Here is an 11,461-nt window from a genome sequence, read left to right on the forward strand (position 1 = left end):
GTGCCGAAGATCCGCGCCTTTCGCGACTGGATCCTGGCCGAGATCGCCTGCCAATAGGCTGATCGCTAAAACCCGTCGCTGGCCAACCCCACCGGCGCCTCTTCACGCATCCGACCGTGCGCTTTTGCGCGTCGTCGCACGGGTCACTTGTGCTGCGCTGCAGCATCGAATCCGGCTTGACATAATTCACGGCGGATGAGTAATTGCTCACAGCCAAGGCAAATGCTCACTTGGTTTATGGGAGGAATTTGATGAAACTTCGCACGCTCACCCTGGGCCTGTTGTCGGCCAGCGCTCTTGCGTTCGCCGCGCACGCCGAATCCATCACCATCGCCACCGTCAACAATGGCGATATGGTCCGCATGCAGAAGCTGACCGACGACTTCACCAAGAAGAACCCCGACATCCAGCTGAACTGGGTCACGCTCGAGGAAAACGTGCTGCGCGAGCGCGTCACCACCGACATCGCCACCAAGGGCGGCCAGTACGACGTCATGACCATCGGCACCTACGAGGTTCCGATCTGGGCCAAGCAGAGCTGGCTGCTGCCGCTCGACAAGCTCGGCGACGACTACGACACCAAGGACATCATTCCGGCCATCGCCGGCGGCCTGTCGGTCGACGGCAAGCTCTATGCCGCGCCCTTCTACGGCGAGAGCTCCTTCGTCATGTACCGCAAGGACCTGATGGAGAAGGCCGGGCTGACCATGCCCGATGCGCCGACCTGGGACTTCATCAAGCAGGCCGCCGACAAGATGACCGACCGCGCCAACGGCGTGAACGGCGTCTGTCTGCGCGGCAAAGCCGGCTGGGGCGAGAACATGGCCTTCCTGACCGCCATGTCGAACTCCTTCGGCGCCCGCTGGTTCGACGAGAACTGGAAGCCGCAGTTCGACCAGCCCGAATGGAAGAACACGCTGCAGTTCTATGTCGACCTGATGAAGGCCGACGGTCCCGAGGGCGCCTCGTCCAACGGCTTCAACGAGAACCTGGCGCTGTTCCAGCAGGGCAAGTGCGGCATGTGGATCGACGCCACCGTCGCCGCCTCCTTCGTCTCAGACCCGAAGAACTCCACCGTCGCCGACAAGGTCGGCTATGCGCTGGCGCCCGACAATGGCCTGGGCAAGCGCGGCAACTGGCTGTGGGCATGGTCGCTGGCAATTCCCGCCGGCACGCAGAAGGCGGAAGCGGCAGAGAAGTTCGTCTCCTGGGCAACCTCGAAGGGCTATCTCGATCTGGTCGCGGCGAAGGAAGGCTGGGCCAACGTTCCGCCGGGAACGCGCACCTCGCTCTACAACAACGCCGAGTACCAGAAGGCGGCGCCCTTCGCCAAGATGACGCTGGACTCCATCAATGCGGCCGACCCGACGCATCCGACGGTCAAGCCGGTGCCCTATGTCGGCGTGCAGTTCGTCGCCATTCCTGAGTTCCAGGGTCTCGGCACCACTGTCGGCCAGCTGTTCTCGGCGGCACTCGCCGGCCAGTCGAGCGTCGACGACGCGCTGAAGCAGGCCCAGGACGCAGCCACCGCGGCGATGACCGAAGGCGGCTACATCAAGTAAGGCTCCTCCCGGTGCCGAAAGCCGGTAGCGCATCATGACCGGCATTGGCCGCCCGAATCCCAGTCGGGCGGCCACCTTCACAATCTCGGAAATTGTGACTCTAAAATCCGGCTGACATTTGGAGGGTGACCGTCATGGCTACTCAGCAGACCCGTTCGCTTGCCCGCTTCATGATGGCGCCATCGGTGATCCTACTGTTCGTCTGGATGATCGTGCCGCTGGCCTTCACGCTCTGGTTCTCGTTCCTGCAATACAATCCGCTGAACCCGATCCGCGACGGTTTTGTCTGGTTCTCCAACTACAAGCTGTTCTACTCCAACCCGGCATTCTTTGCGGCCATTCTCAACACGCTGACCATCGTCGTCAGCGTGCTGGTGATCACGGTGGTCGGCGGCATCCTCCTGGCGATGCTCATCGACCAGCCGATGTGGGGACAAGGCATCGTCCGCATCCTCGTCATCTCGCCGTTCTTCGTCATGCCGCCGGTAGCGGCGCTGGTCTGGAAGAACATGATCATGCACCCGCAATACGGCGTCTTCGCCGATATTGCGCGCTTCTTCGGCGGCCAGCCGATCGACTGGTTCGGCCAGCATCCGCTGACCGCCGTCATCATCATCGTCGCCTGGCAGTGGCTGCCCTTCGCCACGCTGATCCTGTTGACCTCGCTGCAGTCGCTCGACGGCGAGCAGAAGGAGGCGGCCGAGATGGACGGCGCCGGCTTCCTCAGCCGCTTCATCTATCTGACGCTGCCGCACATGTCGCGCGCCATCACCGTCGTCATCCTGATCCAGACGATCTTCCTGCTCTCGGTCTACGCCGAGATCCTGGTCACCACCAATGGCGGCCCCGGCTACGCCTCCACCAACCTGCCCTTCCTCGTCTATCAGAAGGCGCTGCTCGAATTCAAAATCGGCCAGGCGTCCGCCGGTGGCGTGATCGCCGTCATTCTCGCCAACATCGTCGCCTTCTTCGCCATGCGCGCAGTCGGCAAGAACCTCGATAAGTAAGGGAGGATAAGATGGCACGCGCAGTCACCACCCAGCACAAGACGATCGCCACGGTGGCGGCCTGGATCGTCGCCCTGCTGATCTTCTTCCCGATCCTTTACACGATCATCACTTCGTTCAAATCGGAGCAGGAGGCGATCCAGGGCTTCGCCCTCATCCCTTCGGGGACGTTCGAGAGCTATTCCGAGGTCCAGGCGCAGAGCGGCTATTTCAAGTTCTTCCTGAATTCGGTGATCCTGTCGGTTGGCTCGACCATCCTGGCGCTCATCATCGCCATCCCGGCGGCCTGGTCGATGGCCTTCTCGCCGACCAAGCGCACCAAGGACATCCTGATGTGGATGCTGTCCACCAAGATGATGCCGGCGGTCGCGGTGCTGTTCCCGATCTACCTGATCTTCCGCGACACCGGCTTGCTCGACAGCCGCGTCGGTCTGATGGTCATGCTGATGCTGATCAACCTGCCGATCGTGGTGTGGATGCTCTACACCTATTTCCGCGAGATCCCGGGCGAGATCCTGGAGGCGGCGCGCATGGACGGCGCCTCGCTGTGGAACGAGATCGTCTATGTGCTCACCCCGATGGCGGTGCCGGGCATTGCCTCCACCATGCTCTTGAACATCATCCTGGCCTGGAACGAAGCCTTCTGGACGATCCGGTTGACCACCACCGAGGCCGCGCCGCTGACCGCCTTCATCAGCTCCTTCTCCAGCCCGCAAGGCCTGTTCTGGGCCAAACTGTCGGCGGCCTCGACGCTGGCCATCGCGCCGATCCTGATCATGGGCTGGTTCAGCCAGAAGCAGCTGGTGCGCGGCCTGACGTTCGGCGCGGTGAAGTAGTAGGGCGCCGCAAGCGGCGGACGACGGACAATAATCCCTCGGGGAGGAAACCATGGGAAACATCACGCTAAAGAACGTCTCCAAATCCTTTGGGTCGACGACGATCATTCCGAACATCGACCTGGTCATCGAGGATGGCGAGTTCGTCGTGTTCGTCGGTCCGTCGGGCTGCGGTAAGTCCACTCTGCTCAGGCTGATCGCCGGGCTGGAGGACACCAGCGGCGGCACCATCAATATCGACGGCCGCGACGTCACCGGCGAGGCGCCGGCCAAGCGCAAGCTGGCCATGGTGTTCCAGTCCTATGCGCTCTATCCGCACATGACGGTCGCCAAGAACATCGCCTTCCCGCTGAAGATGGCGGGCGAGGACCAGGCGACCATCGACAAGAAGGTCAAGGACGCCGCGCGGGTGCTCAACCTCACCAACTACCTCGAGCGTCGTCCGGGCCAGCTCTCCGGCGGCCAGCGCCAGCGCGTCGCCATCGGCCGCGCCATCGTGCGCCAGCCTTCCGCCTTCCTGTTCGACGAGCCGCTCTCCAACCTCGACGCCGCACTTCGCGGCACCATGCGCCTCGAGATCAGCGAACTGCACCACCAGCTCAAGACGACGATGATCTACGTCACCCACGACCAGGTCGAGGCCATGACCATGGCCGACAAGATCGTCGTGCTCAACGCCGGCCATGTCGAGCAGGTCGGCTCGCCGATGGAGCTCTACAAGACGCCGAAGAACCTGTTCGTCGCCGGCTTCATCGGTTCGCCGAAGATGAACCTGATCGAAGGCGCGCCGGCGGCGAAATACAGCGCCAAGACCATCGGCATCCGCCCCGAGCACATGAACATCTCGACCACGGCCGGCGACTGGAAGGCCTCCGTCGGCGTCGCCGAGCATCTCGGTTCCGATACTTTCCTGCATGTCCATGCCGACGGCGTCGGCACCTTGACGGTGCGCGCCGACGGCGAGCTCGCGGTCCATCATGGCGACACCATCTATCTGACGCCCGACCAGGCCAAGCTGCATCGCTTCGGCCCGGACGGAAAGGCGATGGCCCGGTGAGGCTCAAAGGCAAATCGGCGCTGATCACCGGGTCGGCGCGCGGCATCGGCAGGGCGTTCGCCGAAGCCTACGCGCGCGAGGGTGCGACAGTGGCGGTTGCCGACATCGATCTGGCGGCGGCCGAAAAGACGGCGACCGCTATCGGCGACAAGGCCTACGCCGTCAGGCTGGACGTCACCGATCAGGCCTCCATCGAGGCGGCGGTGAAAGCGGTGGAGACCAGGACCGGCGGCCTCGACATATTGATCAACAACGCCGCCATCTTCGACCTCGCGCCGATCGTCGAGATCACCAGGGCGAGCTACGACAAGCTGTTTTCGGTCAACGTCGCCGGCACGCTGTTCATGCTGCAGGCGGCCGCCCGTTCGATGATCGCCAGGGGCAAGGGCGGCCGGATCATCAACATGGCAAGCCAGGCCGGCCGTCGCGGCGAGCCGCTGGTGGCCGTCTACTGCGCCACCAAGGCCGCCGTTATCTCCCTCACCCAGTCGGCTGGGCTCGATCTGATCAAGCACCGCATCAACGTCAACGGCATCGCGCCCGGCGTCGTCGATAGCGACATGTGGGATCACGTCGATGCGCTGTTCGCCAGATACGAGAACCGGCCGAAGGGCGAGAAGAAGCGGCTGGTCGGCGAGGGCGTGCCCTACGGGCGCATGGGCAAGCCGGAGGACCTCGCCGGCATGGCCGTGTTCCTGGCCAGCGACGAGGCCGAATACATCGTCGCCCAGACCTACAATGTCGACGGCGGCCAATGGATGAGTTGACGGGGATGAGTTGAGGGGGAAAGGCGCCTCTCCCTTCCTCCGGGGAGAGGCTGCCGCCGGGGCATGCGGGGGCGGCATGAATGCTGGCAGGCAGATGCCGCCCCTCGCTGCCGCTCCTTCTCCCGAGGGTTGGGAGAATTGTCAGGCCATGTATCGGCCAAAGGGTAAAAGCAGATGACCGTGAAACTCTCTTCCTCGAACCTCGCCAAGCTCCCCCCGAAGGTCTCCGGTCCGAACTATGACCGCGCCAGGCTCAAGGCCGGGATCGTGCATTTCGGCGTCGGCAATTTTCATCGCTCGCACCAGGCCGTCTATCTCGACGACCTGTTCAACGCGGGCCTCGGCCACGACTGGGCACTGATCGGCGCCGGCGTCTTCGCCGGCGAGAAGATCGGCCGCGGCAAGCTCGAGGAACAGGACTGGCTGACCACGGTGGTCGAGCAGGACCAAGGCCATATGAGCGCCCGCGTCACCGGCGCCATGATCGATTTCCTGATGCCGGGCGAAGCGGCCGCGATCATCGAGCAGCTTGCCGACCCGGCGATCCGGATCGTCTCGCTGACCATTACCGAAGGCGGCTATTTCATCGATCCGGCTTCCGGTGTCTTCAACCCGACCCATCCCGACATCGTCGCCGATGCTCAGCCGGGTGCGGAGCCGAAGACCGTATTCGGCCTCATCCTTGCAGGGCTGGTGCGCCGCCGCGCCGACGGCATTGTGCCGTTCACCGTCATGTCCTGCGACAACATCCCCCATAACGGCCACGTCACCTCCGACGGCGTCATCGGCCTGGCGCGGCTGATCGACGAGGATCTGGCCAACTGGGTACGGGACAACGTCGCCTTTCCGAACGGCATGGTCGACCGCATCACGCCGGCCACAACAGACCGCGAGCGCGGCATCCTGGCCAGCGATTTCGGACTGGAGGACAACTGGCCGGTGTTCTGCGAGCCGTTCCGCCAATGGGTGCTGGAGGATCATTTCACCGCCGGCCGGCCGGCGCTGGAAAAGGTCGGCGTGCAGTTCGTCGGCGATGTCGCGCCCTACGAGTTGATGAAGATCCGCATCCTCAATGGCGGTCATGCCACGATCGCCTATCCGGCCGGACTGATGGACATACACTTCGTCCACGAGGCGATGCAGGAGCCGCTGGTGCGCGGCTTCCTCGCCAAGCTGGAACGCGACGAGATCATCCCGACCGTGCCGCCGGTGCCGGACACGGTGCTGGAGGACTATTACCAGCTCATCGAGCGCCGCTTCTCCAACCCCAAGATCGGCGACACCATCCGCCGGCTCTGCCTCGACGGCTCCAACCGGCAGCCGAAATTCATCATCCCGACCATCGCCGACCGGCTGAAGGCGGGCAAGGGCGTCGCCGGCCTCGCGTTGGAATCGGCGCTGTGGTGCCGCTACTGCTTCGGCACCACCGACAGTGGCGTCGTCATCGAGCCCAACGATCCGAATTGGGATCGCCTGCAGGCGACCGCCAGGGCGGCGAACGATGCGCCCGGCGCCTGGCTGGCCATGGAGGACATCTATGGCGATGTCGGCCGCTCCGCCGCCTTCGCCGAGGCTTTTGCCCATGCGCTCAACGTCTTGTGGGCAAACGGCGCGCGCGAGACGCTGACGCGCTATCTCGCCGGCAAGCTCTGAAGCCACCGGAAGCAGCCAGGATGACGCCCGAACTGGTCATCTTCGACTGCGACGGCGTGCTGGTCGACAGCGAGGCGCTTTCGGTCTCGGCACTGCTCGGCATGATCGCGCTCGCGGGTGGTACGGTCTCGGAGGATGCCGCCTACGAGCATTTCCTCGGCAAGAGCATGAAGAGCGTGCGCGAGATCCTCGGCAGCGAGTTCGGGCTCGAGATCAGCGACCAGCACCTCACCGCGATGCGCGTCGACCTGATGCGCAAATTTCGTGAGGAGTTGAAGCCGATCCCCGGCATCAGGGAGGTGCTGCCGAGACTTGGCCTGCCGTTCTGCGTCGCCTCTTCCGGCACGCTGGAGCGCATCCGCTATGCGCTCGACGTCACCGGACTGCTCGGCCTTCTGGAACCGCATCTGTTCAGCGCCGCCATGGTCAAGCGCGGCAAGCCGGCGCCGGACCTTTTCCTTCATGCCGCTGCCTGCATGCGGGCAAAACCGCGCAAATGCCTGGTCATCGAGGACAGCCCGGCCGGCGTCGCCGCGGCCCGCGCGGCGGGCATGCGTGTCTTTGCCTTCACCGGCGGTTCGCATGCCGACAACCCCGCCTTGAAAGCGCGGCTTGCGTCGACCGAACCGGACTTTATATTCGCTGACATGCTGCAATTGCCCGATCTGATTGCAGGCCTGGGAGCGAGAGTAAAAGCATCTTGACCAACAGTTTCGTTTGCGCGGTCGATGTCGGCACCGGGAGCGCCCGCGCGGGCATTCTCGACGTCAATGGCACCTTGCTCGGGCGCGCCGATCATCCGATCGCCATGCATCAGCCCAAGGCCGATCACGCCGAGCATGATTCGCGCGATATCTGGTCGGCGGTCTGCAAGGCCGTGCGCGCCGCCGTCGCCAAGGCGGGGATCGCGGCCGATGACGTCGTCGGCATTTCCTTCGACGCCACCTGCTCGCTCGTGGTGCGAGGCAGGGATAGCGAACAGCTCAGCGTGTCGGTCACCGGCGAAAAGCGCTGGGACACCATCGTCTGGCTCGACCACCGCGCCATCGCCGAGGCCGACGAGTGCACGGCGAGCGGCCACGCCGTGCTCGACTATATCGGCGGCGTCATGTCGCCGGAAATGGCGACGCCGAAGCTGATGTGGTTGAAGCGCCATCTGCCCGCGACATGGAACGAAGCCGGCTATCTGTTCGACCTCACCGATTTCCTGACCTGGAAGGCGACCGGGTCGCTGGCGCGTTCGCAATGCACGCTGACCGCCAAATGGACCTATCTGGCGCATGAGCAGACAAGCTGGCGGCGCGACTTCTTCGAGACCGTTGGCCTTGGCGATTTGTTCGAGCACGGCAATTTGCCGGAGAAGGCCAGCCCGGTCGGCGCCGATATCGGCCCGTTGACGGCGCAAGCGGCGGCCGAGCTTGGCCTGAGCGAAAAATGCCGGGTCGGCGCCGGCGTCATCGACGCCTATGCCGGCGCGCTCGGCGTGCTCGGCGGCTTTGCCGGCGACCAGAAGAACATCAGCCGACATCTGGCGCTGATCGCCGGCACCTCCTCCTGCGTCATGGCGATGTCGCCCGACCCGCAGCCCTTCGCCGGCGTCTGGGGCCCCTATTATGGCGCGGCGCTGCCGACGCTTTGGCTCTCGGAAGGCGGCCAGTCGGCCACCGGCGCGCTGCTCGACCACATCATCCGCTGGCATGGCGCCGGCGGCGAGCCGAATACAGCGATGCATGCCAGGATCGCCAGCCGCGTCGCCGAACTGCGCGCCGCCGAGGGCGAGGCATTGGCGGCGAGGCTGCACGTGCTGCCGGATTTCCACGGAAACCGCTCGCCGCTGGCCGACCCGCACGCCGTCGGCGTCGTCAGCGGCCTGACGCTGGACTCCTCCTTCGACAGCCTGTGCAAGCTCTACTGGCGCACCGCCGTCGGCATCGCGCTCGGTGTGCGCCACGTGCTGGAAGCGCTGAACGAGAACGGCTATTTGATCGACACGCTGCACGTTACCGGCGGCCACACCAAGAACCCGCTGCTGATGGAACTCTACGCCGACGCCACCGGCTGCACCGTCATCGAGCCGCTGGCCGACGAGGCGGTCTTGCTCGGCACCGGCATGGTGGCGGCCACCGCCGCCGGGCTCTATACGGATCTGAACGCCGCCTGCGTCGCCATGCAGCAGGGCGGCAGGAAGCGCGCCGCCAATCCGGCGGCCGGCGCCCGCTTCGACCGCGACTACCGCATCTTCCTGGAGATGCACCGGCAGCGGCAGGCGCTCGACGCAATCAGCTGAGCAGGCTGCCGTTTCGTTCCGGCTTGCGCAGCGAGGCGCCGGATGTCGCGTCGAACAGATGGATGCTTTCCTCGTCGAATGTGTAGCGGACAGGCGCGCGCAACGCCGGGCATTCGCGCGCCGGCACCAACGCGCTGATCTCCTTGCCGCCGGAGCCGAACGTCACCAGCGCGTCATTGCCGTGGAATTCGATGAGGTCCGCGGTGCCCTGCAGCAGGTTCCGCCCGGCATCGGCGCCTGCCGTCTTCAGGTCGGGAGGCCGGATCCCGAGCACGGCGCGATCGCCATGCTGGAGATGGAAGGCCGAGCCGTCCAGCGAAAGCACCGTTCCGGCGCCGGTCAGCGACCAGCAGTCTCCGGCCCGGCCGACCGTCACCTCGACGAAATTCATGTTCGGCGTGCCGATGAAGCCGGCCACGAACAGGTTGCCGGGCCGGCGATAGATCTCCGCCGGCGAGCCGACCTGCTCGATGACGCCATCCCTGAGCAGCACGATGCGGTCGGCCAGTGTCATCGCCTCGAGCTGGTCGTGGGTGACGTAGACGGTCGTCGTCTTGAGCGACTGGTGCAGCCTTGCGATCTCGATGCGCATATGGTTGCGCAGCTTGGCGTCGAGATTGGACAGCGGCTCGTCGAACAGGAACACCTTCGGTGTCTTGATCATGGCGCGTGCGATCGCCACGCGCTGCTGCTGGCCGCCGGAAAGCTCGGTCGGCTTGCGGCCGAGATAGGGGTCGAGCCCCAGCGTCCGGGAAACCGCCTCGACCCGTTTCACGATCTCGGCCGCCGGCACTTTCTGCCGTCGCAGCCCGAAGGCGATGTTGTCGAAGATCGTCATATGCGGATAGAGCGCGTAGTTCTGGAACACCATGGCGATGCCGCGGTCGCCGGGCTCGAGGTCGTTGACCACCTTGCCGCCGATCGAGACCTCGCCGCCAGTGATGTCCTCCAGCCCGGCGAGCATCCTGAGCAGCGTGGACTTGCCGCAGCCTGACGGGCCGAGGAACACGACGAATTCGTGCTCTTCTATGCTGAGATTGAGATCTCGGATGACGGCGGTTGCGCCGTAGGCCTTGTCGACATGGGAGCAAACGATCGCGGACATGGTCAGCCCTTCTCGCCGGTAAGCAGGATCTGCAGCTTGACGTCCTGCGGGTTGCCCTCGGCCGCCCGCTCGAAGGCCTTGATACTGTCGGAGAAATCATAGGTGCCGGTGATTAGCGGCTTGAGGTCGACCTTGCCGGAGGCGATCAATTGCAGGGCGCGGTCGAAGATGTTGGCGTAGCGGAACACCGTCTCGATGCGCGCTTCCTTCGAGATCGCCGCCGGCACGTCGAGGCTGACCGGCTCCACCGGCAGTCCGACCAGCACCACCGCGCCGCCTGGCCGCACGATGTCGAACAAATTGGCGAAGGCTTTCGGGTTGCCGCTGGCTTCGAATACGATGTCGGCGCCCCAACTGTCGGTCGCGGCCGCGACGGCGTCGACCAGCGACTGCTCGCCGATATTGACCGGCACGATGCCTTGATACTGCGCGGCGATCTTCAGCTTGGGCGCCGAGAAATCGGAGATCAGCACCTTCGAGCAGCCGCCGGCCAGCGCCGCCAGCGCGATCATGATGCCGATCGGGCCGCAGCCGACGACGACGGCGACATCGCCTGGCACGATGCGCGCCCGCGCCGCTGCCTGCATGCCGATGGCGAAGGGTTCGACCATGGCGCCTTCGGCGAAGGAGACATTGTCCGGCAGCCTGTAGGTGAAGGCCGCCGGATGCACCGCGAAAGGCGCAAGCACGCCATGCACCGGCGGCGTCGCCCAGAAACGGACGTCCGGATCGACATTGTAGATGCCGAGCTTGGTCGCGCGCGACGACAGGTTCGGCACGCCGGGCTCCATGCAGACGCGGTCGCCGACCTTCAGGCTCGCGACGTTGGCGCCGACCTCGATGATCGTGCCTGACGCCTCATGGCCGAGCACCATGGGCTGGCGCACTATGTAGCTGCCGATGGCGCCGTGCGTGTAGTAGTGCACGTCGCTGCCGCAGACGCCGACGGTGTGGATGGCGATCCTGACGTCGTCCGGTCCGACGTCGAGCGGCAGCGCGATCTCGCGCAGCGACAGCTCGCCCTTTTTCTCAAGTACCAGTGCCTGCATCGGGTAATCCTCGCATCAACTCTTCTTTTGCCGGAAAACGGAATTCAGGAAGCCGCTGAGCACGCCGAGGAACAGCAGCGGCGGCAGCGACAGGAGCACGACCGAGGCATTGAGGATGCCCCACGGCACGTTCATGCC

10 protein-coding genes and 1 pseudogene are annotated in these 11,461 nt (G+C 64.9%); 8 read left to right on the top strand and 3 right to left on the bottom strand.

Annotated features, from left to right (window positions below):
* Nucleotides 1-251: 251 nt before the first annotated feature.
* The 8 genes from EN780_RS17320 to EN780_RS17355 all read left to right on the top strand — a co-directional run bounded on the left by EN780_RS17320 (nt 252) and on the right by EN780_RS17355 (nt 9,169).
* The gene (locus EN780_RS17320; RefSeq protein WP_127392239.1) at nt 252-1,562 is read left to right on the top strand and encodes a sugar ABC transporter substrate-binding protein; all 1,311 of its coding nucleotides are present in this window, start codon (nt 252-254) and stop codon (nt 1,560-1,562) included.
* 134 nt (nt 1,563-1,696) lie between these two features.
* On the top strand, nt 1,697-2,569 hold the full coding sequence (locus tag EN780_RS17325; protein WP_126057039.1) for a sugar ABC transporter permease: 873 nt from the start codon (nt 1,697-1,699) through the stop codon (nt 2,567-2,569).
* 11 nt (nt 2,570-2,580) lie between these two features.
* The gene (locus EN780_RS17330; protein ID WP_126057038.1) at nt 2,581-3,405 is read left to right on the top strand and encodes a carbohydrate ABC transporter permease; all 825 of its coding nucleotides are present in this window, start codon (nt 2,581-2,583) and stop codon (nt 3,403-3,405) included.
* Nucleotides 3,406-3,457: 52 nt separating this feature from the next.
* Nucleotides 3,458-4,462 carry an ABC transporter ATP-binding protein gene (locus EN780_RS17335; protein ID WP_128274810.1) on the top strand — a complete coding sequence of 335 codons (1,005 nt, stop codon included), beginning with the start codon at nt 3,458-3,460 and terminating at the stop codon, nt 4,460-4,462.
* Nucleotides 4,459-5,229 carry an L-iditol 2-dehydrogenase gene (locus tag EN780_RS17340; RefSeq protein WP_128274811.1) on the top strand — a complete coding sequence of 257 codons (771 nt, stop codon included), beginning with the start codon at nt 4,459-4,461 and terminating at the stop codon, nt 5,227-5,229. The genes EN780_RS17335 and EN780_RS17340 overlap by 4 nt, the downstream gene beginning before the upstream one ends.
* A 174-nt stretch (nt 5,230-5,403) precedes the next feature.
* Nucleotides 5,404-6,882 (top strand): mannitol dehydrogenase family protein, encoded by a 1,479-nt coding sequence (locus tag EN780_RS17345; protein ID WP_128274812.1) that lies wholly within the window; start codon nt 5,404-5,406, stop codon nt 6,880-6,882.
* A gap of 20 nt (nt 6,883-6,902) precedes the next feature.
* A complete protein-coding gene (locus tag EN780_RS17350; protein WP_127392243.1) occupies nt 6,903-7,586 on the top strand; it encodes an HAD family hydrolase in 684 nt (227 codons plus the stop codon).
* Nucleotides 7,583-9,169, top strand: a complete 1,587-nt coding sequence (locus EN780_RS17355) for an FGGY-family carbohydrate kinase (protein ID WP_128274813.1) — start codon at nt 7,583-7,585, stop codon at nt 9,167-9,169. Before EN780_RS17350 ends, EN780_RS17355 begins: the two co-directional genes overlap by 4 nt.
* Here EN780_RS17355 and ugpC read toward each other — a convergent pair.
* From ugpC to EN780_RS41575, 3 genes and pseudogenes are all read right to left on the bottom strand, one after another.
* Nucleotides 9,162-10,274, bottom strand: a complete 1,113-nt coding sequence (gene ugpC, locus EN780_RS17360; RefSeq protein ID WP_128274814.1) for a sn-glycerol-3-phosphate ABC transporter ATP-binding protein UgpC — start codon at nt 10,272-10,274, stop codon at nt 9,162-9,164. The genes EN780_RS17355 and ugpC overlap by 8 nt on opposite strands.
* A gap of 2 nt (nt 10,275-10,276) precedes the next feature.
* Entirely contained in the window at nt 10,277-11,323 is a 1,047-nt protein-coding gene (locus tag EN780_RS17365; protein WP_128274815.1) for an NAD(P)-dependent alcohol dehydrogenase, read from the bottom strand.
* A 15-nt stretch (nt 11,324-11,338) separates the two neighbouring features.
* A pseudogene (locus tag EN780_RS41575) lies at nt 11,339-11,461 on the bottom strand (carbohydrate ABC transporter permease); the annotation flags it as partial.

It is taken from the genome of Mesorhizobium sp. M4B.F.Ca.ET.089.01.1.1 (genome assembly GCF_004022605.1).
GTDB classification, from domain to species: Bacteria; Pseudomonadota; Alphaproteobacteria; order Rhizobiales; family Rhizobiaceae; genus Mesorhizobium; species Mesorhizobium abyssinicae.

Excerpts from the sequence above, each read along its gene's own strand:
- EN780_RS17350 (WP_127392243.1), top strand. The coding sequence starts at position 6,903 with ATGACGCCCGAACTGGTCATCTTCGACTGCGACGGCGTGCTGGTCGAC.
- EN780_RS17330 (WP_126057038.1), top strand. The coding sequence starts at position 2,581 with ATGGCACGCGCAGTCACCACCCAGCACAAGACGATCGCCACGGTGGCG.
- EN780_RS17335 (WP_128274810.1), top strand. The coding sequence starts at position 3,458 with ATGGGAAACATCACGCTAAAGAACGTCTCCAAATCCTTTGGGTCGACG.
- EN780_RS17345 (WP_128274812.1), top strand. The coding sequence starts at position 5,404 with ATGACCGTGAAACTCTCTTCCTCGAACCTCGCCAAGCTCCCCCCGAAG.
- EN780_RS17365 (WP_128274815.1), bottom strand. The coding sequence starts at position 11,323 with ATGCAGGCACTGGTACTTGAGAAAAAGGGCGAGCTGTCGCTGCGCGAG.
- ugpC (WP_128274814.1), bottom strand. The coding sequence starts at position 10,274 with ATGTCCGCGATCGTTTGCTCCCATGTCGACAAGGCCTACGGCGCAACC.
- EN780_RS17320 (WP_127392239.1), top strand. The coding sequence starts at position 252 with ATGAAACTTCGCACGCTCACCCTGGGCCTGTTGTCGGCCAGCGCTCTT.
- EN780_RS17325 (WP_126057039.1), top strand. The coding sequence starts at position 1,697 with ATGGCTACTCAGCAGACCCGTTCGCTTGCCCGCTTCATGATGGCGCCA.